Below are 23,825 nucleotides of genomic sequence, written 5' to 3' on the forward strand. Positions count from 1 at the left end.
GCTGCTGGGCTACTCGCGACCCTGCAGACGTCGGACTTCGGCCAGCCGGGCCGCAAGCTGCCGCTCCCGGCCTTCCTCGGTCGGCACGTAGTACCGCCGGCCCTCCAGTGAGCCGGGCAGGCATTGCATCGCCGCAACCTTGCCCTCAACGTCGTGTGCGTACTGGTAGTCCTTGCCGTAATCCAGCGCCTTCAACAGCTTTGTGGGTGCATTGCGCAGGTGCAGCGGAACCGGCTCTGCCGCAGTACTTTCCACATCCGCCGCTACATCGCTCCAGGCGCGATAGACCGCATTCGACTTGGGCGCCAGAGCCAAATAGACGGTCGCTTGCGCCAATGCCAACTCACCTTCCGGCGATCCCAGCAGATGCATTGCCTGCTGCGCGCTGAGGCACAGGTTCAACGCCTCCGGCGCCGCCAGCCCGATGTCTTCGACCGCCATCCGGATGAGCCGCCGCGCCACATACATCGCGTCTTCACCGCCAGCCAGCATCCTTCGCAGCCAGTACAGCGCCGCGTCCGCATCGCTGTTGCGCACACTCTTGTGCAAGGCGCTGATCAGGTCGTAGTGCTGCTCGCCGCTCTTGTCATACAGCAGCACACGCTGCTGCAACGCCTCGGCCGCGATCTCTTTGGTTAGCCGAGTCTCACCTCTCCCACGCAGCAGCGCCGCGGCGCTCTCCAGCGCGTTCAACGCATACCGAGCATCGCCACTCGCAAACTCCGCGATGGTGCGCAACGCATCTTCGTCCGCTTTCACGCCCTGCGCGCCAAGCCCCCGCTCCGCATCACCAAGCGCGCGCTGCATCAGCCCCAGCAGGTCGTCCTCACTCAGCGGCTGCAGCACATACACGCGACAGCGGGACAGCAACGCCCCGTTCACCTCAAAGGATGGGTTCTCTGTTGTTGCGCCAATCAGACGCAGCGCACCTCGCTCCACATAGGGCAGAAACGCATCCTGCTGCGCGCGGTTGAAGCGGTGAATCTCGTCCACAAACAGGATCGTGCGCGCACCCATTGATGCCGCACGCTCCGCATCCGCCATCACCTGTTTGATCTCTTTGATCCCGCTCGTTACCGCGCTGAACTCGACGAAGCTGGCGTGCGCCGTCGTCGCGATCAGCTTGGCCAGGCTCGTCTTGCCCGTCCCCGGCGGCCCCCAGAAGATCATCGACCCCGGCTCATCACGCTCAATCTGCAACCGCAGCGGCTTGCCCACACCCACCAGGTGCGCCTGACCCACGTACTCTTCCAGCGACCGAGGCCGCATCCGCTCTGCAAGTGGAGCGTTCCTCCCGGGCCCACTTGCCGCTGCGCTCACCCCCGTGTCAAACAGCCCCATCAGCGCGCTCCGGCTCTCCGCTGCCGAGCGGCCTCGTACAGCAGCACCGACCCCGCGACCGCTGCGTTCAGGCTTTCGGTCGGCCCAGCCATGGGCAAGGTGATGCGGCCATCCGCCACAGCCAGCAGCTCTGGCGAAACTCCCCGACCCTCATTCCCGATCACCAGCACACACCCGCCACCCAGGTTGGCATCCGTCGCCGCCAGCGCTCCGTCCTCATCGGCCACCGCTGCCAGCATCCTCGTTCCCAGCTTCTGCACCGCAGCGCGGAGGGTCTCGCTCCACCGAACCACCGGCATCCGAAACGCCGCACCGGCTGACGCCCTCAGCGCCTTGCCGTTCCAGACGTCGGCCGTTCCCTCCGTGGCCAGTACCGCCGCCGCGCCAAACGCCTCCGCCGAACGCACCAGCGTCCCCACATTCCCAGGATCCTGTACCTTGTCGAGTAACAGCAACAACTGCCCGGGTCGCGGCAGGAATCGCATCGTCGGCCGCGTCACCAGGGCTGCCATACCTTGCGAATGTTCCGTTGCCGCCACACTCGCGAACACTTCTCGCGAGAGAACCACTTGCTCTATCTCCGCGGGCAGGTCCGCCAGCAACTCAGTCCGGTCTTCGCGAACAAAAACGGCCAGGACTTCAGCCTCGTGCGTCTGCAGGGCTTCGCGCACCAGGTGTGGACTTTCGACGCCGATCGCGCCATCCTCGCCGCGGCCGGCCAGGGCAGCTCGCAGCGCTCGAACCCTGCTGTTCTGTCGGCTGGTGATCACCGCTGGCATCCCTCGGATTCTACTGCGCTCCGTTACAGCTTTCGGATTCGGCCCAACCTCCGCAGCCCGCCAAAGCCGGCACTGCTCCCCCGGCTGTGCTACGCTGCGGCTCTAAGGCAAGCTGGAGAACCCTGTTGAACGCTGAACTGTTGCGCATGCACCCCGACGAGCCGGAGGCCGATCTCGTCCGTTACGTCGCCGAGCATATCCGCTCCGGCCAGGTAGCAGCGCTCCCCACCGATACCTTCTACGGTCTTGCCGTCGATCCAGTGAATCTCCGCGCCGTGGAACAGATCTACGAGATCAAGACCCGCGCACGCCACAAGCCGCTCAGCCTGCTTCTTGCTGAAACGGCACAGGCCTACGAGGTGGCCCGCGACCTGGACGGCGCCTTTGACACGCTCGCCGAACAGTTCTGGCCCGGTCCGCTCACCATCGTCGTCAAGGCGGGCTCCCGTCTGCCGTTGCGCGTCACCGCTTACACCGGCAACGTCGCCATCCGCGTTCCCGAGGCGCCCATTCCGCGCGCCGTTGTGCAGGAACTCGGTCTGCCGATCACGGCTACGTCTGCAAACCTGCGCAACATGCCCGAGTGCACCTGGGCCGGCTGTGTTCGCGATCAGCTTGGCAACCAGATTCCTCTTATCGTGGACGGTGGTCCCACCGCTCATTCCGTGCCCACCACCATCGTTGACCTGAGCGGCGGCGGCAACTCCTGGATGATCCTCCGCCAGGGTGCCATCCCTACCCACGCCATCGCTCTGGCGCTCCAGCGGTAGCTCTCATGAGAGGCGCACGCAGACCGGACCGCCGCAAGCGTCGCGTGTCGCTGCTGGGCACGCTGTTCCTGCTCGTGCTCTGCGCGGCTTTCGGATGGTTCGCCTGGTTGTACCACCAAATCGATCAGGTCGGCCGTGTGGACGACGCTCACCCCTCGGACGCGATTGCGGTCTTCGGCGCGGCGCAGTATGTGGGGCACCCGTCCCCGGTGTTCCACGCCCGGCTGGAACATGCCGTTTCGCTCTATGAGCGCCAGATCGCCCCGCTCGTCATCGTTCTGGGAGGCAGCGGCGATGAACACTCCACCCAAACCGAGGGAGCGGTGGGCCGGGACTACCTGCTCGCGCGCGGCATCCCGTACGACCACATCCTTGCGGAAACCGAATCCGTGGACACCGAGCAGCAGGCCGAGCGGCTGGCGGACATCGCTCGCGCTCGCGGACTTCGCTCCGTCGTGGTCGTCAGCGACCCCAGCCACCTCTTCCGCATCGCCGAGCTTTGCCGCGAACAAGGTTTGGATGTGCACACCTCGCCGCGTTCCACCTTCGGCACCATCTCCGCCACCGAGCGGCGCAAACGCGTCCTCCACGAAATGCTCAGCTACACCGCCCTACGGTTCCACTTGCAGGCCAGCTTCGTGCACCGCTGGCTCCAAGGCAGGGAAGACCTGTAACGCGACTCCGCCTCACTTGGCCCACGCGCGGCGCGTTCCTCTTCACGACCCGCCACAAAGTCCGACTCTTATACAATCTTCCTGATACCTTTTCGTCCGCGAGCACGGTCTCACCGGCAGGAGCAGCATTTGCAATTGGCAGTAAAGCAGAAAGCCGGTCGCTTGCCGGTTGTAGCGGCATGTGTCGCGTCCACTATCGCCTTGGGCGGAGTCCTGGGCTGCGGAAACAGCTATCGTCCCGTCGTCAACGCCATCAATCCCGTTGGTCCGTCCTCGCAGCCTGAGAAGTACGCCCTGGCGCTGGCCGACCCCGGCAACGGGGGTCTCGGCGTAGCGACCCTCATCGACTTCTCCGGCGACACCGTGGTTGGCACCCTGAATACGGCGCCCGTTCCCAGCTTTCTCGGCCTCAGCACCGCCAATGAAGGCTACGTTCTGCACCAGAATACGGGTCTCGTCGAGGCGTTCACCGCGTCCCAGATCACGCCTGCGAACCCTACCTTCATCACGCGCAACGTAACCAGCACCACCCTCCCAGCCGGCTCCGCGCCGCTGACCGCTTTGGCCTTGCCGAACCCAGGCGCCCTGTACATCACCGAAACTGGAACCAGCCGAGTCGCCGCATTTACTTCCGGCGCTCCGCCGACCATCCGGCAGGAACTGCCCGTCGGCCAGAACCCCACCTATGTCGTTGGCTCGAACAACTCGCAGCGCGTATTTGTGCTGGCAGCGGGAACGAACCCGGGCGTGAGCGTTGGCACCGCCACCGGCATCGAGAACAATGCGTCGAACGCGGTCAGCAGCACCATCGCGGTTGGCCGCAATCCTGTGTACGGCGTGGTCAACGTGGATGGCCGGCGCGCGTTTGTCCTCAACAAGGCCGGTGACGCCGCCAGCGGAACCAGCGGCACGGTCTCAGTCATCAACGTGCAGGGCAATACGCTGGACACCATTCCGCGCATCGTCGTCGGTCCCAACCCGGTTTGGGCAGACGTGGCGACCAACATCAACGAACTCGCGGTAGTCAATGCCGGAGACGGCGTCAGCGCAGGTTCGCTCACCGTCGTCAACATACCGCTCTGCTCGGCCAGCACCGTTACGACGACCAACCCCGCCTGCGATGCCACCAATCCAGTCGACGCAGCCGGCTTCGGATCGGTCCTTGCCACCATCCCTGTCGGCATCAATCCCGTAATGGTCGCCATCCTTCAAGACGCGAACAAGGCCTACGTTGCCAACGCCGGCAACGGCCAGCCCGGAACCAGCACCGTCTCCGTCATCGATCTGCAGCGCCTGGTGAAAACGGCAGACATTCCCATCGGCGGAACCCTGAACTGGATCTCCGCCACCAGCGGTTCGCCAACTGGCAAGGTCTACGTCACTGCCAGCACCACCCAGATTGCAACGGTCATCCGCACCGATACCGACGAGGTCTCGGCAACCGTGCCGTTGCAGGGTTACGGCGTAGCCATCAAGGTCACCGCACCGTAAGGACTCGTTAATAAGACAAGAAAGGGCTGCGCACCGCGCAGCCCTTTCTTGTCTGATTCGCAGCGCCGCTGGAGTCTTACGATTGCTGCCCGACCAGCAGGATCGGAAGGGTAGGCGTGCTTGACCCGCCGTCATCCTCGATCGTCACGCCAAAGTTCGCGGCCACCAGCCCCTTCGGCAAGGGCGGCAGAACCACGGTGGCATAGCCGTGCGCATCCGGTTTGAACAATCCTGCCGGCACAGGCTGCCGTCCCTGGCCGACCGGAATCAGCCACAGTTCGTAAGTCTTGTACGGCTGCAGCGTCTCCAGGTTGCTGCCCTGGAAAACGAGCGTCCCGCGCTCCGGCAGGTACGCCACACGGCCGTTCGGTGTTGGCGCCGCATCCGTCGCCGCAAGCTGAAAGTGCTGCGTGGAGGCGCTCTGCAGCGTCTGCAGCACCGTCTCGGACCTCGACGCACTCGCTTCTGCTGCCGAAAGGGCTGTCTGCTGTTGCGAAACCTGCTCCCGCAGGTTGAAGTCGTCTCGCAGGGCAAACACGGCGGCGACCGTCACCGCGGCTGCGAGCGACCAGCCCGCCCAGCCCATCCACCGCGCCACCCCACTCCCGCGTGGCTCGTCGGCCTCCCGGTCGCGGTATGCACTAAACCCGAAGTTATCCTCCCGGGCCGCCGCAGACGCCACAAATGTGTCCTGAACGCTCTCCAGCGCTTCCAGCGGATCGGGCCGGCGCGCGGTGTATGGCTCTGGATCGGGTGGCAAATCCGGTTGCACCTTGTGCTTGGTTCCATCTGCCGCAAAATGCTGCTCGAACATGGTCACCGAGTGCGCCGTGGAACTCGTCGCCATGGAACGAGCCTCGCGCGGGAAGACCTGCGGGTCGGGTGAAAACGTCTGCCGCTCCGCCCCGGAGAGGCTTGGGTCAGCCGCAAAGCTCGCACCCGATGCAGAGAAGCTGTCACCCGCATGGTCCGGTGAAGCTGCCTGCACCTCCCGCAATCTACGGGCAGCTGGAGGTTGCGTCTGTGGCTGACTGGGCGTTACAACTTGTTGCTGCCGCGGGAAGGTACGCGTAGGCAGCGGCTTGATCACCGGCCCGGGATACGGCGAAGGATCGTCGAGCGGATCCGGTGCCATGGTCTCCCTGCGTTGCGGAAGTGCCGGTGCTGGCGTCTTGCGGCTACTTTCTCGGTCGCCGTTTGGCGCATCCCGATCCATGCGGAAGGTGTGTGGCTCCGGGATCACACGATCCTGCACCGGAACGTCGACCGGCACCGTACGCCGTTCCCGAGCGACCTGCTTCAGCAGCCGCTGCCGCGTCAGCGCGGGTGGTGTGTGCTGTTCCGCGCCCATGGCGAACAGCGCCAGGTCACCGCGAATATTCGCCAGCTCCTCGCGCGCGGCGGTGGACTTCCGCAGCATCGTTTCCACCTGGGTCTGTTCCTCGCCCTCCAGGAGACCCAGGGCGTACAGAACCAAATCTTCGGCTGTAATGGTTGGGTCGATCATGCGACCATCGCCTTTCTCAGGGAAAGCAACGCCGTTCGAATACGGGTTTTGACCGTGCCCAGCGGGTCACCCGTGGTGTCTGCAATCTCCGAATGGGTCAGGCCGTCAAAAAAGGCCATCTCCAGAGTCTTGCGCTGTTCCACCGGCATGCGCCCTATCAGGGCTCGCACGCGCTCCATCAAATAAGTGCGTTCGGCGTCCACCGCAACGTCCACGCCCGACGGCAACGCTACCTCCTCCACCGATTCAGAGGGCTTCTGCCTCCGCAACATATCGATGGAGCGGTTTCGCGCGACGACCGCGAGCCACGCTCCAATCGCTCCCCGGTTCACCACAACCGCATCGGGTTTGCGCCACAGGTGCATAAACGCGTCCTGCAACACGTCTTCGGCAGCGCTGGGATCGCGCAGCACGCGCAGCGCCACGGAGTAGACCACGCGTGAATAGCGGTCGAACAAGGTAGCCATGGCATTCTCGTCACCCTGCCCAACCAGTGCCAGCAGCGTGCCGTCTTCCATGGCCGCCAGCGTCCCGGCCGGTGTTGCCTTCGGCGTCTCCACACCAGAGGAACGCACAGACTTGCCCGCTGGATGGGATCGCAGCGCGTTCCGGCGAAATGAGATGTCCGCTTCTTCCATACCGTTCGATGCCGTGGAACACCCCCGATCAGACCGTAAACCGCCGGACCCGGCTTTCTCCTAGGTGACGCACCAAAGTGTAACGCGCCAGCTCCAACCTCCCGCAGCCCTTTCAACTCGGAAGGGTGAGCGCGAGGGGATGAGAGCATGGTTTCATGCCTGCAACCGACGGCTTCGTGCGCCTGGATAAGCTGCTTGTCGATCGTGGCCTGGTCGCCTCACGCGAGCGTGCCTCGGCCATGGTCCTTGCCGGCCGCGTACTCGTGAACGAGCAAAAGGTCACAAAGGCCGGTACTGCTATCGCTGTGGACAGCGCGCTCCGTCTGCTCGGCGACGACATCCCATTCGTCAGCCGGGGCGGCCTGAAGCTGCAAGGTGCCCTGGATCACTGGAAGCTGTCCCTCACAGGTCGGGGTGCTGTCGACATCGGTGCGTCCACCGGGGGCTTCACCGACTGCATGCTGCAGCGGGGTGCAGCAGCCGTGGTGGCGGTCGACACGGGATACGGCCAGATGGCCGTTCCGCTGCGAGACGACCCGCGCCTCCGCCTTTTGGAGCGCACCAACGCTCGCACGCTCGCGCCCGCGTCGCTCCTGGCTGAGTACGCTCTACTGCGCGCGGGCATTCCCGTCGCTCCGCCCCAACCCGATTTCTTCGCGATGGACGTCTCCTTTATCGGAGCATCGCTCGTTCTGCCCGCAGTCGTGAGCGCGCTCTCCGCTCCTGAGCGACCCTTCCAGGGCGAGGCTGTCATTCTCGTCAAACCCCAGTTCGAAGCCGGGCGCGAGTGGGTGGGCAAGGGCGGCATCGTGCGCGACCCGGAGGCACACAGAATCGCCATCGATCGCGTTCGGAGCACCGTTGTGGACCTCGGTGCGCAACACACCGACATCACGGAATCGCCGATCACCGGCACCGAGGGCAATCGCGAGTTTCTCCTCTACGCTCGCTTTCACGCCGGCACCAACGGTGAGCCTTCCGACCCGTAAAAGTGACGACATGCTCCGGCTTTTGACCGGCGACTACTAGGGCTGCTGATCAGACACGTACACTGTCGGTAATGCCGAGCATCGCCATTGTTTCCAAGCCCCAGAAGCCGGAGCTGCAGGGCATCCTGCGAGATTTGCTCCAGTGGCTCCAGCAGCGCAGCATGACGGCCGTGCTCGACGAGACCTCCGCCTGCTATGTGGACCAGCAGGGCATCCAGCGGGAAAGCCTTCCGGCCCACAAGCCTGACCTTGTGGTGGTGCTGGGTGGCGACGGCACGCTGCTCTCGGTCGCCCGCGCCTTTGCGCAAACCTCCACCCCGCTGCTCAGCGTCAACCTGGGTTCACTCGGGTTTTTGACCGAAGTGCCCCTGGAGGAGCTCTACCGCACTCTGGAAGCCTGGTGTGAGGGCACCTCCGACGAAGACGAACGCGGCATGATGCGCGTGACCCTGACTCGCACCCAAGGCGAACCCCTGCAGTGGGACGTCCTGAACGATGTCGTTCTGACCAAGGGTGCCATCGCCCGCATCGGCGAGTACGTGGTCGAACTGGACGGGGAACTCGTCGCGAAGTTCCGCGCCGACGGCGTCATCGTTTCCACCCCAACCGGATCCACTGCTTACAACCTTGCAGCGAATGGCCCGATCGTCATGGCGAACGTGAACGCGACGGTGGTCACGCCCATCTGTCCGCACCTGCTTACGGTCCGGCCCATCGTTGTTCCCGGCGACGCAGAGATCCGGCTGCACGTTGAAGGCATTGCCGACCAAACCTACCTGACCATCGACGGCCAGGAAGCAGTTGAGCTGAAACTCGGAGACCAAGTTCACTGCGTGCGTTCGCCGTACAGCGTCCACCTGGTTCGCCTCGGCCAGCACGGCCTGTTCAATGTTCTCCGCTCCAAACTCAAGTGGGGCCAGCGCTAGCCCATCGCGTTATCCTCAGACCATGACCCAGCTCGACGCCACCTACCATCTCGCCGCTCCGCCCCGCGAAGCTTCCGCCCTCGCGCTGAACAGCCTTCGCGAGGTGTACGGCATTCGGCGTGTCGACCTGAACGAGCGTGAGCGCACGGTGCACATCGAGTACGACGCCACGCGCCTCACCGACCAGATCGTGCGCCAGCTCCTGCGCCGCGCCGGCCTGGAACTCGTAGATCCCGCAAACGCGCCCGTCCCAGACGAGCCGGAGAGCGTCGCGCAAACGACGGCGTAGCAAGGTTGCGTCACCGTAGATTCGAGGAGGCAGGCGTTCTGAGGCGTGATGCTCTATCGATTCGGAGATTTCGAACTCGACGAAGAAGGCTTTTCGCTCACTCTTCGGGGCAGGCGGGTTTCGCTGGAGCCGCGTGCTCTGTCGGTGCTCTTCATCCTGGCGGGCAATGCGGGCAAGCTGCTGGACAAGCAGACCCTGCTTGAGGCTGTCTGGAAAGACACGTTCGTCGAAGAAACTACCCTCACTCGCGCCATCGCCATCATCCGAAAGCAGCTTGGCGACGACGCACGAGCGCCCCACTTCATTGAGACCGTGCCAACCAGGGGCTACCGGTTCATCGCTCCGGTGGAGCGTTCAAGCGCGGGCGAAGCGATCCAGCCACCGGTTGAGCCGCAGCCTGCCGCTACAGAACAGGCGTCGTCTTCCGGGGTTGCTCTAGAACAGCCTGAGTTCGAATCTGTTCCGCAGCCCCCAAACACGGAGCTGCCGAGCGCCACACCCGCCACCCCCGTTTGGAACAGACCGCGCCTCTTTACCTTCGCAGCTGTAGGCGGTGCTTTGCTCGCCGCGGCGGTGTCTTCCTTCCTTTTGTGGCGCAGCCATTCCCGGCAGCCACTCAGCACCAGAGACACCCTCGTGCTGGCCGACTTCGTCAACACCACAGGCGATGCGGCCTTCGACATAGCGCTCCGACAAGGGCTGCTGGTGCAACTCGATCAGTCGCCCGTCCTTCGCCTCGCCAGCGATACCCAGGTTCGTAAAACACTCAAGCGCATGGGGCAGAGGGAAGACGCGCCGCTGACCGGTCCTGTCGCTCGCGAGGTGTGCCAGCGCCTGGGCGGAAGCGTTGTGCTGGACGGTTCCATCACCCGCCTGGGCGATACGTTCGTCATTGGCCTGCACGCTCGCAGGTGCAGCTCCGGCGAGGAGGTGGATGCAGAGCAGGTCCAGTTGCTCCACAAAGAGGACGCGCTGGAAGCGATCGGAAAGATCGCCACCCAGTTCCGCACCCGGCTCGGCGAAGCCACGCAAACCCTTCACGACTTCGATACGCCCCTGGCGGAGGCCACAACGCCATCGCTGGAGGCGCTGAGTGCTTTCAGCCGCGGCATGCAGGCGTTCAACACCAAAGGCAGCAGTGCCGCGATTCCGCTGTTTCGCTATGCGACGGAACTCGATCCGGAGTTCGCCTGGGCGCATGCCTGGCTCGGACGCATGTACGCCGATCTCGGACGCGAAGATCAGGCCATGGAGAGCACCCGGCGCGCCCATGAGCTTCGCAACCGCGCCAGCGAACGCGAGCGGTTCACCATCGACGTGTCCTACGACCTGCTCGTCACCGGGAACTTAAAACACGCCAAAGATGCATGCGAAGCCTGGATCCAGATGTACCCGCGCGACGTGTACCCGCGAGCTTTCCTGTCGACGAGCATTTACCCCGCCTACGGGCAGTACGAGCGGATGCTCGAAGAATCCAGGGACATCATCGAGCTCGATCCCGACTTCGTTGTGGGCTATCGCAATGCCGCCGTTAGCCTCATTGCACTCAACCGCGCCGACGAAGCTGCGGAAGTTCTGCAACGGGCAACGCAGCGAAAACTCTTCCTTGCCAGCTTCGTCACGGACGAGTATCGGATCGCGTACCTGAAAGGCGACGAACACGGCATGGAGCAGGCGCTCCAAACCGCGCCTCGGAACCCATGGCTGCTGTATTACCACGCCGCCACGCTGGCCCGGGCCGGCCAGGTGAAACAAGCGGAGGAGTTCCGCAGCCGTGCGCTGGATCTGGCGCGGCAGTCTCTCCGGCAGGACATGGAGGCCGAGTTCATGGTCGGCTCAGCCTTCACCGACCTCTTCTACGGAGATCGGGGCAGGGCAGCGCAGACCCTGCGCGCGGCCCTGAAGCTACCGTCCGGACGCTACACCCAGGCCTCGGCGGCGCTCGCTATGGCGATCCTCGGCAACGCACCCGAAGCCACTTCGATGGCGCGCGAGCTTGGGAAGCGCTTTCCGGAAGACACCGCGCTCCAGAACAACTGCATCCCTGCCATCGACGCCGCGGTGGCCCTGCACCAGAACAAGCCTCAAGTTGCGCTCGATCTCCTCAACCGAACGTCGCAGTTCGGCCTGAGTCTGCCTCTGTACGCAACCTTCCTGCGCGGCCAGGCTCAGCTTGCATTGCGCCATGGGCCGGACGCAGCCGCATCGTTCCGCGCAATCGTGGATCACCCCGGCCTCGTGCTGAACGATCCTCTGGGAAGCGTCGCGCAGATGCACCTGGCGCAGGCCAATGCGCTGTCCGGGAGCCACACGAGCGACCTCGCCACCGCGGATCTTCCTCGTCAATCGCAGCCGGGGTCCCGACGTGACATCCCTCCGCCCTACATGGCAAGGGAACTGGCAGAAGTGCGCTGACCCTGCTGTTCGTGGCACGTAAGCGGAACGCCTCACCTAAGCATCGTCGCGGAGTTGCCTCACAGATTGCCGCGGACCGTACCGACCTCTTCTTACATCGTCCGCATTTTCTATCACTTAGACTCTCTAAGACTTCCATCACACAGATTTCAGCAAATCCTAAGCACATCTCCTGACGGTCGCCTCGCATATTGGGTGCATCCCGGTCGTCGGTGTTTGGGCCGCGATTGGATCGTCCCCGGGATCGCAACCGAGGGGCGCTTACCCGCCCTTCGGTTGCAATGGAGATACGATGAAGCACCTGCTCGTCTGTGTTCGCAAGCTTTTCTTCTTGTCCCTGGCTCTGCTCACTCTTCCCACCTACGCTCAGCAGCCCACGGCTTCCTCGGCAGCGCTACCCGCCTGGATGCGCGCGAACGACCCGGGTCCACGCCCGAATCCGAAGAGCCCGATCCCCAAAGCCGTTCCCGGCCTCAATGCGAACGAGATTGCTCTCTTCACAGAGAGCCTGCTCCGAGTCTCGGAGTTGGAAGGCACCTGCGACACCTGTGTGCAACAACCGCAGGGTGTCCTGCCCATCGACCCGTCGCCCAACAATCCGTTCTCCCCGAAGAGCCTCATCAACTCCGCTGGCATGGGGCCCGTGTTCAACGCAGACCAGTGCTTCACCTGTCACTCGCAGCCGTCGATCGGTGGCAGCGCCACCCGCAGCAACGCCGCCTTCGAAGTCGCCAAACGCATGGGCGCCAACAACGTCGTACCTGACTTCGAAGAACGCGAAGGCCCCTTCCGCGAGGTACGCTTCAAGTTTAAGAAGAACGGCGAGCGCGATGGCGGTGTGCACAGCCTGTTCACGGTTGCTGGTCGCTCAGACGTGCCTTCCAACTGCCGGCTGGAGCAGCCCAACTTCGAACACGAGATGCAGGAGAGGAATCTTGCGTTCCGCATCCCGCTCCAACTGTTCGGACTTGGCCTGATCGAGGCCATTCCAGACACCGCCATCCGCGCGAACATGCGCGCAAACCGTGAAGCCAAGCAGGCGCTCGGCATCGCGGGCCACCCCAACATCAACCCCAACACCGGTACCATCAGCCGCTTCGGCTGGAAGGCGCAGAACGCCTCCCTGACCATGTTTGCAGGCGAGGCCTACAACGTGGAGATGGGGATCAGCAATGACCTGTTCCCAACGTCACGCAGCGAAGACAGCAACTGCAACGTGGCCTACGAGCCGTTCGATGTTCCGCGCACCGACGAGATCTCTTACAACAACCCGCTCAAGATCATGCCGGCATGGCTCATGTTCACCGAGTTCATGCGCTTCGTCGACGCGCCGCCACTCGTGCCGATGACGGGCGCTGCCGACCGCGGCCGCAAGCTGTTCAGCGAAATCGGCTGTGCTCTCTGCCACACGCCTTCCTTCCAGACCCCCGGCAGTGCCAACCCGAACGGTCCCTGGGACGAGGTGGGTGCAAAGACACTGGCTCTGCGTGGACAGACCGTCAATCTCTACTCCGACCTGCTCGTGCACCACATGGGTGCTACCCTCGCCGACAACGTGGTTCAGGGCGATGCAGGGCCTGACGAGTTCCGGACCACGCCGCTCTGGGGCCTGGGTCAGCGCATCTACTTTCTGCACGACGGCCGCACCAGCGACCTGATGGTGGCGATCCAGGATCACTTCTCGTTCCCTGGCTTCAACGGCGGTGACAACCCGTCCAGGGATCGCGATTCCCCCAAGTACGGCTTTTCTGAAGCGAACGGGACAGTGGCCACCTTCAATCGCCTGTCCGAAGCCGACAAGCAGGCCATTCTGACCTTCCTGCGCACGCTCTAGGCGCACGGTGCAATCGATGAAACGAATCATGCTCATAGCGCTCGTGGCGATGTTTTCGGTCTCGGCTCTCCGTGCTTCCGAACCTGCCACAGACCCCTTCGTTGGCCGGTGGGTGCTCGATTCTCGAGCCTCCACCTACCCCGATCATCGCTGTCCGAAGCGGATGATGATCGAGATGTCGCCGGAACGGGGTGGCGTTCACTATCACTCCGAAACGGAACCGGCAGTCGGGGAGACGTTCCACGTGGACTACGTTGCCGGCTACGATGGCAAGCCTGCCATCGTGACAGGAGATCGCGGCATTCTGCTTCCGGTCACGCTGCATCGCGATGCGCCGAACCATGTGCGAGCGACTTACACCAGCGCGCTGCAGGTAATGGCGACCAGCGATCGGACGCTGTCAGCCGACGGCAATGTCATGAAGATCGTCACGGTATCGCATGACGCGTTCGGCCAGAGCCAGACCACCATCGGCATCTACCATCGCGACGCGGATCAGGTGGGCTGCGGATCCAACGTTCCATGCCTGGTGGCTCATCATCCCACTACCCGTTAGCAGCGGTACCCGCCCTCATACAGGGCAGAGCGTCTCGCACAACCACGCAGTCTGCGGTTGCGCTCTCGGTGAAGTGTCTCGAGCCGCACGGCTTGTTGCTCCAAACGCAATCACTTGGTAGACTCAAAAAGTCGAAAGGGCGCTGCCCAGCGCCCCGCGAAGTGTGCACCCGTAGCTCAGCTGGATAGAGCAATTGGCTACGAACCAATAGGTCGGAGGTTCGAATCCTTCCGGGTGCACCATTCATTACTAAGCTCGACCATCGCCCGCCTTCGCTGCGGGCGATTTGTTTTGCTGCAGGTGCAGCTTTGCCTCTTCGCCACAAACACAAATGCCCGCATCCATTGCGGGCATTTGTGTCAGGAATGGTGGAGGCGGTGGGAGTTGAACCCACGTCCGAAACAACTGTCAACAGAGAGCATTCATGCTTTTCCCGTTTCACTTTGTCTCGTACTGCGCGCTAGGAAAGGGCAAAGAAACGCACAGCACCAGCTCGATTGGGTCTCGTCCTTGGCGCACGAGCAGAGCTCCGCGGACCAGCCTACTGTATGACGTCCGCAACCAGCCCATAGGCGAAGCCGGAGGAAGACGGCTACTTAATTAATTAAGCAGCAAGCGCGTACTGAGGTTCGGCACTTATCGTTTTGTGAGCAGTTTGAGGGTGTTCACGCCCCTGCATGCCTCTCTGCCACAAGCTATCCCGTCGAAGCCGTGACGCCCCCAAACTTGTCGCCCGCATGTGGGGCTGTTTTGGAGCAGCTTCGCAGGGCCGCACTGGGCTCTGCCAAAGATCTATGTCCAGTATAGATGCCCAAGAAGCCAAAAGGTCGCCAGTCGCGGTACGCTGGTGAGCGTCGCCCGCTTCGGCTTTGGGGCCCAACAAGGACACCATGATCTCTCGCGCTTTGCTGCTGACAGGACTTCTCGCCATGACCGCCAACGCCCAGGTTTCCAAGACTCCTTTCGGCACCACGCCTGCCGGTAAGGCTGTCGACATGTACACGATCAAAGATGCCGCCGTCACGGTGAAGGTGATCACCTATGGCGCGCGCCTGCAGAGTGTGATCGCGCCGGACAAGAACGGCAAGGAAGCCGATGTGGTGCTTGGCCACCCTGACCTGGCTGGCTACCTTGGCGACCGCGACACCTACTTCGGTGCGGTCGTGGGACGCTATGGCAATCGCATCGCGAAGGGCCAGTTCGTGATCAACGGCCAGACCTCGCACATTCCAATCAACAACAACGGGCAGACGCTGCATGGCGGAACCGACGGCTTCGACAACCGCGTCTGGTCGGCCAAAGAGATTCCGATGGGCGTTGAGATGACGCTGGTCTCGCCGGACGGAGATCAGGGTTTTCCGGGCGAACTCACCGCGCATGTGCGCTACACGCTGCATGGGCACGACCTGCGCATCGAGTACAGCGCAACGACGACCAAGCCTACTGTGCTTAACCTGACGAACCACGCATACTTCAACTTGGCGGGCGAGGGCAACGGCAACGTTCTGAACACTGAGGTGATGATCAATGCCGATCGCTACACGCCCGTGAGCGACGTGTTGATTCCGACGGGCGATCTGCCTCCTGTTGCTGGAACGCCGTTCGACTTCCGCACGCCGCACGCGATTGGCGAGCGCATCAACCAGAAGAATGACCAGCTCAAGATCGCCGGCGGCTATGACCACAACTGGGTGCTGAACGGAGCGAACGGTGTGATGAAGCTGGCTGCGAAGGCTGTCGACCCGGCGAGCGGACGTACGCTGACCGTCAGCACCACCGAGCCGGGCGTGCAGTTCTACACGGGCAACTTCCTCAAGGAAGGTCTGATTACGGGAACCGGCGGGCAGAAGTACAGCTATCGTGGCGGCTTCTGCTTTGAGACACAGCATTTTCCGGATTCGCCGAACCATCCCAAGTTTCCGACCACGGAACTTGATCCTGGCCACACCATGCGCTCGACGACTGTCTTCAGCTTCGGGGTGCAGAAGTAACCCCGCCCCCTCGCAAACGTCAAGTTCTTCTTTTCAGATGACTTAGCGTTTCAGGGGAGCTGCAAGTTCCTGGTCTAGAAGAACTTAGCCCTAAGTTCTTCCGGATCTGTGGGTTCGGAACACATCTGCAAGAGGAAGGGCCGGAGAGATTCTCTCCGGCCCTTTTCTTCTGCTCTTCCAGTCTACCGAATCTGAAGAAATACCATGCCAGCCGAAAGAGACAGATGGGAAGAAACTTAGGCCATTCTGGGGCTTGACACGCTTTGCGTCCGGTTCGCATCGCTCAGATTTTCCCGGCGTAGCGCTCGACGACGTCACGGGGAAGCGCCTGGTCCAGCGTGCCGATGGTTTTCCAGGGGTCTCGTTTGAGGCGGTCGCGCCATCCGGAGGCGAAGTCGGCGACGGTGTAGCGGGGCCGCTGCGAGTCGCCCAGCTCCTTCCAGTCGAGCGGAACGCTGACGGGCAGGCCGGGGCGCGAGCGCATGCTGTACGGGGCGACGGCGGTGGCGCCGCGCTCGTTGCGCAGATAGTCCAGGTAGATTTTCCCGGTGCGCGCGGCCTTGGTCATCTTGGTCAGGTACAAACGAGGGTTCTCGCGTTCCATCTCCATGACGAAGCCGTGCGCCCACGCCTTCATGATGCGGAAGTCGTAGTCGGGGCGCATGGGGAAAACGATGTGGATGCCTTTGCCGCCGGTGGTTTTGACGAAGCTCTGGATGCCAAGTTTCTTCAGCCGGGCGCGCACTTCCAGCGCGCTTTCAGTGACCTGGGACCAGGGGAGCGACTCATCGGGGTCCAGGTCGATGACGATGCGGTCGGGCTGCTCGAGGTGCTGGTTGGTTGAGCCCCAGGGGTGGATTTCGAGCACCGTCATCTGCGCCAGGCCGGTGAGGGCCTCCACCGAGTCGAGGGTGATGTACGGCTCGGGCGGACCGCCCTTTTTGTCGGCCACCATGACGGAGCCGATACCCGGTGGAAGCATGTGGTTCACGTGCTTCTGGTAGAAGCATTGGTTCGACGATCCCTCAGGGCAGCGCACCAGCGACAGCGGGCGATCGGCAATGTGGGGGAGCATGCGGTCCGCGACGGCGAACAGGTATTGCGCCAGTTGTTCCTTGGTGACTTCGCTTTCCGGATCGACGATCTTTTTCGGGTGGGTGAGCCGGATCTGCGGGATGGGCAGGGGAGCAGACGGTTTTGCTACTGCAGATTTCCCCTTCGAAGAAGGCGAAGCACTGGCGTGTTCGGTTTGGCTTGCTGCCTTGGCGGTGGCGCTTCGCCCGCTACCCCGCGATGTAGCCGCGGAGGAATCGGGCACACTCACCTGTGCGTCGCCTGTGTCCTCTTGGTTAGGGGCGGCGTGCTTGTCGCGCTTGGGCGTCGGGGCGGCTTCTTCCTTGCGGACTTCGCGCGCGGGCTTGTCTTCCCGGAGTCCGAGGAAGGCCGCCTGACGGAGTTGATTCTCGCCGGTCCAGGTGGCGAAGCGAACCTGCGCTACGCGTTCGGGGCGGACGAAGTGAGCGGAGCGTCGTGCCTCGTTGGGAATACTGGCGAAGGGTGAGGACTTCTGCTCGAGCGGATCGAGCAGGTCGCGCAGCAGCTTGTGCGTCTTGCTGTTGAAGCCCGTGCCGGTCTTGCCCGCGTAGATGAGCTTGCCGCCTTCGTCGTAGTAGCCGAGCAGGAGGGAACCGATGCCGCGCTGGCCGTTGGACAGGTCTTTCCAGCCGCCGATGACGAACTCCTGCTCATGCAGGCACTTGGATTTGACCCACGCGTGGCCGCGGCCCGGGCTGTACTTGGCCGTGCCGCGTTTCGAGATGATGCCTTCTGCGTGGAGTTCGCATGCCTTGTGGAATACGGCGGCACCGTCGCCGGTGATGTGTTCGGAGAGGCGGAGGTCTTCGGCGTCTTCGCCGAGGACCTGGCGAAGGAGTTGCTTGCGCTCGGTCAAAGGGAGGTCGCGGGTGCTGCGGCCGTTGAGGTGGAGGAGGTCGAAGGCGAAATAGGTGAGCGGGTGCGACTCGCCCTTTTCGAACGAGGCCTGCAGGCGCGCAAAGGAGGAGAGGCCTTCGGCGTCGAGGACAACGACCTCGCCATCGAGGATGGCGGTATCGGCGGCGATGCGCTGGATGGCGGCGGCGACGGGTTTGACGCGGTGCGTCCAGTCGAGGCCGGTCCGGGTGAGCATCTGGACGGTTTTGCCCTGCTTGCGGGCCTGCATGCGGTAGCCGTCGAGCTTGAGCTCGTGCAGCCAGTCTTCGCCGGCGGGTGGGTCTTCGACCTCGGTGGCGAGCTGCGGCTTGAGGAACTCGGGCAGTGATTCCTTGGGGAGCTTGCCGAGGGCGGCGTCGGCTTCGGAGGACTTCGGGGCGTTTGCGGCGGCTGGAGCATTGCGCTGCCCGGAGGAAGCGGCAGGAGAAGGGGACGCGAACGACTTCGTGGCTGCGCTATTGGGTGCCGCGTGGCTGGCGGAGGCCTGGTCGGCGGCGCGGGCGCGCTGGCGGTACCAGGCCTGGCCCTCGCCCGCGGTCTCCTTGGAGTTCCAGACGTGGGTTTCGGCCTCGGCGATCTGCTCGAGGGAGCGGCCGGTGACGGCGGAGTTGGGAGCCTCTTCGGTGATGCAGGGGGCACCGGGTTGGCGCTCGAACTCGTCGTGTTCCTTGATGAGGAGCCAGTTTGGCTTGCCCTCCTGTGCGGCGTGCCCGCCCATGCGGACGAGGGTCCAATTGCCGTGGAGCTTGGTGCCGTTGAGGGCGAATTTGAGCGAGCCTTTGCGAAGGCCTTCGTCGACGTCGACGTGCGGCTCCCAGGTGCCCTGGTCCCAGACCATGACGGTGCCGCCGCCGTACTGGCCGCGGGGGATGATGCCTTCAAAGCCGCCGTACTCCATGGGGTGGTCCTCGACCTGGACGGCGAGGCGGCGGTCGTGGACGTCGTAGCTGGGTCCCTTGGCGACGGCCCAGGATTTGAGGACGCCGTGCCAGCCGAGGCGGAAGTCGTAGTGGAGGCGGGTGGCGGCGTGCTTTTGGATGACGAAGGGGAGGGCGGAGAGGCCGGTGTTGGGGGAGGCTTTCTTTGCGGCGGACGTCTTTGCAGGTGTTTTCTTTGCGGTGTTTTTCTTGGCAGAGCCACCGGCTGGTTCGGCGGTGACTTCGAAGTCGCGCATGGAGCGATAGCGGGCGAGTTGGGCGTGGACCTCGTCGCCTGCTTTTTGGGTGAGGTCTGCTTCCTTCTTTGCGCGAGTGGATGCTTTGGTGGCCGCCATAGGTGTGTGAAGCGGTGTTGCGGCGTGGGGTTGCGCAGTCAACGCAGGTTGAACAATGTGGCGATAGATTCAACATGGGGAACGCGATCTATTGCAAGAACCTGATCAAAGCCAGCAGCGCTACCGCTGGGCGGGTAGTCGAAAGCAGCCCCAGCCGTCATTGCGACCGCCTAGTGGTGCGGCAAGCTCATCGAGCTCTTGCTCGAACGCTGTAATTGCGTCGTGGCTCGGTGCCATGAAGCGCGTGATGGTCACATCCCAATTGTGGCCCGTTTGGCTATCCCACTCCTCTACTTCAACTGTGAACGAGCTATGTCTGAAAGTATCGGCGAAACGCTCGGCAGCCGTTCGAGTGGGGAACACGACACTGAAGTTCACTGCGCGAGCCGTCTGAAGGTCATCGCCTCCCGCTTGCATACGCCGGAGGACATCTCCATTCTCGTCATCGGGAAATTTTGAGTTCATTGTGTTCGCCTACTTGCGCGGAGGCTCTCCTGATTTACTGAGGAGGAAAGCCCGCTACAGTGCAACTACGCTAATCCAATTCGAGGTTTTGGCTGATGCGGAAGACGTGGCCGTCGGGGTGGCGGAGGTGGGTTTCGCGGGCGCCCCAGGGCATGTCGGTGGGCGGGAAGGTGATGTCGAGGCCGGCGGTGAGGCACTGCTGGTAGACGGCGACGGCGTCGTCGACCCATACGGACATCCAGACGCCCTGGTCGGCTTGGGTGTCGCCTTCGTGTTGAAAGGTGGTGGTGTTGGCGCCTCGGCCTCGGCCGCCCTGTCCGTTTTGGCAGAGAAAGATGACGGTCTTTCCCGAGCCGACGGCGCCAAAGGTGGGCGGTGTGTGGAAGTCCCAGAGCTTGCGCCAGCCCCACTGTTCGAACCAGGCGAAGGAGGCCTGGAGGTCGGAGACGTTGAGGACCGGGTTGAGGCCGAGCGCTTTCATGTGCGGGAGGGTAGCACGCTTGGCGCGTGCTACGCCTCGCGTTCTGAAAGCAGGTGCTTCGCTGCGCCTAGGCGGACACGGCTGTTTGCGTGTTTGTCATGGCGGCGATGGATTCGTTGTAGGGGGCGCGAAGGACGCCGCGTTCCGTGATGATGGCGGTGACGTACTTGGAGGGCGTGACGTCGAAGGCGGGGTTTTCGATGCCGACGCCGTCGGGGGTCATCTGCTTGCCGTTGGAGTGGGTGACCTCGCGGGCGGAGCGCTGCTCGATGGGGATGCCGTCGCCGGTGGCGGTGTTGACGTCGATGGTGGACCAGGGGGCGGCGACGAAGAAGGGGATGCCGTGTTCCTTGGCGAGCACGGCGACGGTGTAGGTGCCGATTTTGTTGGCGACGTCGCCGTTGGCGGCGATGCGGTCGGCGCCGACGATGACAGCCTGGATGCGGCCCTGGCGCATGAGCGCGCCGCTCATGTTGTCGCAGAGGACGGTGGTCGGGATGTTGTCCTGGAGGAGCTCCCAGGCGGTGAGGCGCGCGCCCTGAAGGTAGGGGCGGGTCTCGTCGGCGAGGACGTGGATGTCGGCACCGGCTTCGACCGCGGCGCGGATGACGCCGAGCGCGGTGCCGTAGCCCGCGGCGCAGAGGGCGCCAGCGTTGCAGTGGGTGAGCACGGTGCCTTCGCGGGGGAGGAGGTCCTGGCCGACGCGGCCCATGGTTTTGCAGGTGTCGATGTCTTCGGTGTAGACCTGCTTGGCTTCGGCGATGACGCCGGCCTTGATGGTGCGGAGGCGGTCGGCTTCGGGCCGGCCGACGGTTTCGGTGGCGAGCTTGTAGTAGAGGTCCTTGAGCCGCGCGATGCCCCAGAAGAGATTGACGGCGGTGGGGCGGGTGCCGGCGAGGACCGCGGCCATCTGCTCGACTTCGGGGGTGAGCGCTTCGACGGTGGTCGCGGTGGAGCGGTCGATGCCGAGGGCCATGCCCATGGCAGCGGAGACGCCGATGGCCGGGGCGCCGCGGACGATCATGTCGCGGATGACGGTGGCGACTTCGTCGTAGGTGGTGGCGAGGACGTACGTGGTTTCGAGCGGGAGCTTGGTCTGGTCGAGAAAGCGGACGCCTTCGTCGGTCCATTCGAGTGTCGGGATCATCGCCTTCTAGTTTAGAGCTTCGGAGCTTCGCTCGGTTCTCGAGAGCTTCGCTCGGTTCTCGACGGCTTCGCCGTGATGTGTGGTGGGTGCGGGGGATCAAGGGCGGGCGACGATGCCGTACTTCTCGGCGAGGAAGACCTGGAGGGGGCGGGGGAGGGTGGTGGCGAGTTCCTGCCAGGTGAGGAGGTGGAGGCGGCTGCGGAGGTCGGCTGTCTGGACGGCGGCGAAGATGCGGAAGGCCTGTTCGTGGAGGTCGGGGCGGCGCGCGTCGGCGAGCAGGGCGAAGCGGGCGTTGAGGTGGTCGGCGGCGAGGATGTTGCGGAGGAGTTGGTAGCCGAGAAGGTCGTTGCGGCCGTTGCGCGGGAGGCGCTCGAGGTCGAAGGTGGTTTCGAACGCGGGATAGCGGGCGAGGAGCGCGGGGCGCGCGGTTTGGAAGCCGGTTTCGGTGAGCTTGGCTTCGATCAGGAGGGTGTCGTCGCCACTGGTGATGCGGAGGTCGGCTTCGGTGCGGTCGTCGTAGCCGCCGGCCAGCGGGGTAAGGGTGCGGTGGCCGAAGTCGAGCTGCGGTTTCGGGCCGAGGTTCAGCAGAGCCTGCAATGGCTTGCGCGCGAGCGAGCCGGGGGCGCAGAAGATGCTCATGAGCAGGGCGTCCGACGAGCAGGCGGTGTCGAGTTCTCGGCGAGTGCGGGCGTGCTGGTGCGGTACGCGGGCGGAGGCGGTGTAGGCCTTGTCGAGCCGGGCGCGCCAGACCGGGTTGGAGAGGATGCGGCGGTAGGCAGGCGGGTAGAAATTGCCGTGGTTTCCGGCTTCGTCCTCGGCGTAAACCACGCTGGGGCTTTCTGCGGAGGAAAGCTCGTGTTCGAACGAGGCGCAGCGGACGAGGTTGCGGGCGTTGAGCTCGCGGCGGAGTGCGGCGGCGGTGTTGAGGAGCTCGGGCTCTGAGGTGCGCCGCATGCGTTCAGTGTAGGCGATGAAAGGGCGAAAACAGTAGCGATACGCGACTACTGCTTGTCAGCCTCGACCTTCGCGATAAGCGCCTCCAAGTACAACCGCTCCAACTTGCCGTTAGACTCGAAAGCTGTCCGATAGCCGTCATCGATTGCCGCTAAGGGCCAGACGAAGGTGTATGCGCTAAAGCGAAACGCGAGTGATGCGTCGCAGCCTCCTGCTGAAGATGAACTCAGGACGAACTGCCCTGCCAATTGGAAATTATCGAAACTCCTGAAAGGTGAAAGCACCTTTCGGACCGAATACTTGCGAATCGAATACCGGTCGAGGAAAAGAGCTTTGCCGGAAGGCAGGAGAGATAACTTTTCGTTTCTCAGTCTCGTCGTCGATGTGAACCCTGCTCCGGTGGGTTGTGTACCGGAATAGAGGTGATGATCGGTGAAGTAGGCAATCGCGACATGCTGCGCTGAGTCACACGATGCTGAGATATGTGCAGTGAAGGCTCCGTTAGCGTCGTCTGAAGAGGCCAAGGATGGTCCGATCGGAACCTGAGATATCGAGCGAGACTCTTTCTGACCTCGGAGCGGAAATCCGAGACCGAGACTTGTGAGCAAGCACAATGCGACAGTTAGTCGCACGATGCTCCTGCAATTCTGGAGTGCAAGTTCCAAGTGCTCAACACCTACTGATGAGCCTGCTGGCGGAGCTTTTCGGTGCGGACGTCGCTGGCGGTGAAGACGGAGAGGAACGGTGTGTTCGGGACGGCGGCTTCGATGTTCTGGCGGCCGCCCTGTTCGCGGTCGACGAGGCAGAGGACGGCGACGACGGTCATGCCGGCGGTTTGGGCGGCTTCGATGGCAGTGATGGTCGAGCCGCCGGTGGTGCAGACGTCGTCCACGATGACGACGCGGGCGCCGGGGCGGACGTGACCTTCGATCTGGCGACCGGTGCCGTGGGTCTTCTGTGCTTTGCGGACGAGGAAGCCCTGGAGGAGTGGAGCGTTCGGGTCGGCAAGGCGGGCGTAGGCAGAGGCGGTGGCGACGTTGGAGACGAGCGGGTCGGCTCCCATGGTGAGTCCGCCTACGGCTTCGGCTTCGATGTGGTTCTGACGCACGAGGTCGAGCAGGACGAGGCCGCAGAGGCGTCCGCCTTCGGCGTCGAGGGTGGTGGTGCGGCAGTCGATGTAGTAGTCGCTTTTGGCGCCGCTCGCCAAGGTGAAGTCGCCGAGGCGGAAGGACTTTTCGGCGAGGATGGCGAGCAGGGCGGAGCGGTTGTCGGGCATGTGGTTAGTGTTGCAGCGACTCAGCGAGTCAGCAAGT

The 23,825-nt window shown here is 63.5% G+C and carries 21 protein-coding genes, 1 tRNA gene and 1 other RNA gene; 11 read left to right on the forward strand and 12 right to left on the reverse strand.

Annotated elements, in window-relative coordinates:
• Positions 1–9: 9 nt before the first annotated feature.
• Entirely contained in the window at positions 10–1,341 is a 1,332-nt protein-coding gene (locus tag OHL12_RS02915) for a replication-associated recombination protein A (protein WP_263412340.1), read from the reverse strand.
• Positions 1,341–2,120, reverse strand: a complete 780-nt coding sequence (locus tag OHL12_RS02920; RefSeq protein WP_263412341.1) for a TrmH family RNA methyltransferase — start codon at positions 2,118–2,120, stop codon at positions 1,341–1,343. Before OHL12_RS02920 ends, OHL12_RS02915 begins: the two co-directional genes overlap by 1 nt.
• Before the next feature lie 125 nt (positions 2,121–2,245).
• Here OHL12_RS02920 and OHL12_RS02925 point away from each other — a divergent pair, with 125 nt between their 5' ends.
• The 3 genes from OHL12_RS02925 to OHL12_RS02935 all read left to right on the forward strand — a co-directional run bounded on the left by OHL12_RS02925 (position 2,246) and on the right by OHL12_RS02935 (position 5,055).
• Positions 2,246–2,890: an L-threonylcarbamoyladenylate synthase gene (locus OHL12_RS02925; protein WP_263412342.1), complete on the forward strand. Its 645-nt coding sequence runs from the start codon at positions 2,246–2,248 to the stop codon at positions 2,888–2,890.
• 5 nt (positions 2,891–2,895) lie between these two features.
• A complete protein-coding gene (locus OHL12_RS02930) occupies positions 2,896–3,564 on the forward strand; it encodes a YdcF family protein (RefSeq protein WP_263412343.1) in 669 nt (222 codons plus the stop codon).
• A gap of 135 nt (positions 3,565–3,699) precedes the next feature.
• Complete coding sequence (locus tag OHL12_RS02935) at positions 3,700–5,055, forward strand: YncE family protein (protein ID WP_263412344.1); 1,356 nt, start codon at positions 3,700–3,702, stop codon at positions 5,053–5,055.
• Between the two features lie 76 nt (positions 5,056–5,131).
• Here the strand turns inward: OHL12_RS02935 and OHL12_RS02940 are convergent, their stop codons facing one another.
• Positions 5,132–6,562, reverse strand: coding sequence for an anti-sigma factor domain-containing protein (locus OHL12_RS02940; RefSeq protein ID WP_263412345.1), 1,431 nt, complete (start codon positions 6,560–6,562; stop codon positions 5,132–5,134).
• On the reverse strand, positions 6,559–7,200 hold the full coding sequence (locus tag OHL12_RS02945; RefSeq protein WP_263412346.1) for an RNA polymerase sigma factor: 642 nt from the start codon (positions 7,198–7,200) through the stop codon (positions 6,559–6,561). Before OHL12_RS02945 ends, OHL12_RS02940 begins: the two co-directional genes overlap by 4 nt.
• 155 nt (positions 7,201–7,355) lie before the next feature.
• On the opposite strand from OHL12_RS02945, the gene OHL12_RS02950 reads away from it, so the two are divergent.
• The 7 genes from OHL12_RS02950 to OHL12_RS02980 all read left to right on the forward strand — a co-directional run bounded on the left by OHL12_RS02950 (position 7,356) and on the right by OHL12_RS02980 (position 14,451).
• Complete coding sequence (locus OHL12_RS02950; protein WP_263412347.1) at positions 7,356–8,189, forward strand: TlyA family RNA methyltransferase; 834 nt, start codon at positions 7,356–7,358, stop codon at positions 8,187–8,189.
• Between the two features lie 71 nt (positions 8,190–8,260).
• Positions 8,261–9,115 (forward strand): NAD(+)/NADH kinase, encoded by an 855-nt coding sequence (locus OHL12_RS02955; protein ID WP_263412348.1) that lies wholly within the window; start codon positions 8,261–8,263, stop codon positions 9,113–9,115.
• A gap of 22 nt (positions 9,116–9,137) precedes the next feature.
• A complete protein-coding gene (locus tag OHL12_RS02960) occupies positions 9,138–9,404 on the forward strand; it encodes a hypothetical protein (RefSeq protein WP_263412349.1) in 267 nt (88 codons plus the stop codon).
• 48 nt (positions 9,405–9,452) lie between these two features.
• A complete protein-coding gene (locus OHL12_RS02965; RefSeq protein ID WP_263412350.1) occupies positions 9,453–11,819 on the forward strand; it encodes a winged helix-turn-helix domain-containing protein in 2,367 nt (788 codons plus the stop codon).
• A gap of 292 nt (positions 11,820–12,111) precedes the next feature.
• Positions 12,112–13,653 (forward strand): di-heme oxidoredictase family protein, encoded by a 1,542-nt coding sequence (locus tag OHL12_RS02970; protein ID WP_263412351.1) that lies wholly within the window; start codon positions 12,112–12,114, stop codon positions 13,651–13,653.
• 112 nt (positions 13,654–13,765) lie between these two features.
• Positions 13,766–14,209 (forward strand): hypothetical protein, encoded by a 444-nt coding sequence (locus OHL12_RS02975; protein ID WP_263412352.1) that lies wholly within the window; start codon positions 13,766–13,768, stop codon positions 14,207–14,209.
• Between the two features lie 165 nt (positions 14,210–14,374).
• Positions 14,375–14,451: transfer RNA gene (locus tag OHL12_RS02980), tRNA-Arg, on the forward strand.
• Positions 14,452–14,575: 124 nt separating this feature from the next.
• Here OHL12_RS02980 and ssrA read toward each other — a convergent pair.
• Positions 14,576–14,931, reverse strand: a transfer-messenger RNA (tmRNA) gene (ssrA, locus tag OHL12_RS02985).
• A gap of 168 nt (positions 14,932–15,099) precedes the next feature.
• Here ssrA and OHL12_RS02990 point away from each other — a divergent pair.
• A complete protein-coding gene (locus tag OHL12_RS02990) occupies positions 15,100–16,200 on the forward strand; it encodes an aldose epimerase family protein (RefSeq protein ID WP_263412353.1) in 1,101 nt (366 codons plus the stop codon).
• Between the two features lie 283 nt (positions 16,201–16,483).
• Here the strand turns inward: OHL12_RS02990 and ligD are convergent, their stop codons facing one another.
• The 7 genes from ligD to pyrE all read right to left on the reverse strand — a co-directional run bounded on the left by ligD (position 16,484) and on the right by pyrE (position 23,788).
• Positions 16,484–19,465, reverse strand: coding sequence for a DNA ligase D (ligD, locus tag OHL12_RS02995; RefSeq protein ID WP_263412354.1), 2,982 nt, complete (start codon positions 19,463–19,465; stop codon positions 16,484–16,486).
• A gap of 120 nt (positions 19,466–19,585) precedes the next feature.
• Complete coding sequence (locus OHL12_RS03000; protein ID WP_263412355.1) at positions 19,586–19,930, reverse strand: ribonuclease E inhibitor RraB; 345 nt, start codon at positions 19,928–19,930, stop codon at positions 19,586–19,588.
• A 70-nt stretch (positions 19,931–20,000) separates the two neighbouring features.
• On the reverse strand, positions 20,001–20,411 hold the full coding sequence (locus OHL12_RS03005) for a bleomycin resistance family protein (RefSeq protein WP_263412356.1): 411 nt from the start codon (positions 20,409–20,411) through the stop codon (positions 20,001–20,003).
• 67 nt (positions 20,412–20,478) lie between these two features.
• Positions 20,479–21,558, reverse strand: a complete 1,080-nt coding sequence (gene mtnA / locus OHL12_RS03010; RefSeq protein WP_263412357.1) for an S-methyl-5-thioribose-1-phosphate isomerase — start codon at positions 21,556–21,558, stop codon at positions 20,479–20,481.
• A gap of 96 nt (positions 21,559–21,654) precedes the next feature.
• Entirely contained in the window at positions 21,655–22,512 is an 858-nt protein-coding gene (locus OHL12_RS03015; protein ID WP_263412358.1) for a PGN_0703 family putative restriction endonuclease, read from the reverse strand.
• A 47-nt stretch (positions 22,513–22,559) separates the two neighbouring features.
• On the reverse strand, positions 22,560–23,036 hold the full coding sequence (locus OHL12_RS03020; RefSeq protein WP_263412359.1) for a hypothetical protein: 477 nt from the start codon (positions 23,034–23,036) through the stop codon (positions 22,560–22,562).
• A gap of 152 nt (positions 23,037–23,188) precedes the next feature.
• Positions 23,189–23,788, reverse strand: coding sequence for an orotate phosphoribosyltransferase (gene pyrE, locus OHL12_RS03025; RefSeq protein ID WP_263412360.1), 600 nt, complete (start codon positions 23,786–23,788; stop codon positions 23,189–23,191).
• Positions 23,789–23,825: the final 37 nt, after the last annotated feature.

Source organism: Terriglobus aquaticus (assembly GCF_025685415.1).
GTDB classification, from domain to species: Bacteria; Acidobacteriota; Terriglobia; order Terriglobales; family Acidobacteriaceae; genus Terriglobus; species Terriglobus aquaticus.

Bases quoted from the DNA above. Each gene is read 5' to 3' on its own strand.
- OHL12_RS02915 (WP_263412340.1), bottom strand. From the start codon at position 1,341: ATGGGGCTGTTTGACACGGGGGTGAGCGCAGCGGCAAGTGGGCCCGGG.
- OHL12_RS02920 (WP_263412341.1), bottom strand. From the start codon at position 2,120: ATGCCAGCGGTGATCACCAGCCGACAGAACAGCAGGGTTCGAGCGCTG.
- OHL12_RS02930 (WP_263412343.1), top strand. From the start codon at position 2,896: ATGAGAGGCGCACGCAGACCGGACCGCCGCAAGCGTCGCGTGTCGCTG.
- OHL12_RS02940 (WP_263412345.1), bottom strand. From the start codon at position 6,562: ATGATCGACCCAACCATTACAGCCGAAGATTTGGTTCTGTACGCCCTG.
- OHL12_RS02945 (WP_263412346.1), bottom strand. From the start codon at position 7,200: ATGGAAGAAGCGGACATCTCATTTCGCCGGAACGCGCTGCGATCCCAT.
- OHL12_RS02950 (WP_263412347.1), top strand. From the start codon at position 7,356: ATGCCTGCAACCGACGGCTTCGTGCGCCTGGATAAGCTGCTTGTCGAT.
- OHL12_RS02955 (WP_263412348.1), top strand. From the start codon at position 8,261: ATGCCGAGCATCGCCATTGTTTCCAAGCCCCAGAAGCCGGAGCTGCAG.
- OHL12_RS02960 (WP_263412349.1), top strand. From the start codon at position 9,138: ATGACCCAGCTCGACGCCACCTACCATCTCGCCGCTCCGCCCCGCGAA.
- OHL12_RS02965 (WP_263412350.1), top strand. From the start codon at position 9,453: ATGCTCTATCGATTCGGAGATTTCGAACTCGACGAAGAAGGCTTTTCG.
- OHL12_RS02970 (WP_263412351.1), top strand. From the start codon at position 12,112: ATGAAGCACCTGCTCGTCTGTGTTCGCAAGCTTTTCTTCTTGTCCCTG.
- OHL12_RS02990 (WP_263412353.1), top strand. From the start codon at position 15,100: ATGATCTCTCGCGCTTTGCTGCTGACAGGACTTCTCGCCATGACCGCC.
- ligD (WP_263412354.1), bottom strand. From the start codon at position 19,465: ATGGCGGCCACCAAAGCATCCACTCGCGCAAAGAAGGAAGCAGACCTC.
- OHL12_RS03000 (WP_263412355.1), bottom strand. From the start codon at position 19,930: ATGAACTCAAAATTTCCCGATGACGAGAATGGAGATGTCCTCCGGCGT.
- OHL12_RS03005 (WP_263412356.1), bottom strand. From the start codon at position 20,411: ATGAAAGCGCTCGGCCTCAACCCGGTCCTCAACGTCTCCGACCTCCAG.
- mtnA (WP_263412357.1), bottom strand. From the start codon at position 21,558: ATGATCCCGACACTCGAATGGACCGACGAAGGCGTCCGCTTTCTCGAC.
- OHL12_RS03015 (WP_263412358.1), bottom strand. From the start codon at position 22,512: ATGCGGCGCACCTCAGAGCCCGAGCTCCTCAACACCGCCGCCGCACTC.
- pyrE (WP_263412360.1), bottom strand. From the start codon at position 23,788: ATGCCCGACAACCGCTCCGCCCTGCTCGCCATCCTCGCCGAAAAGTCC.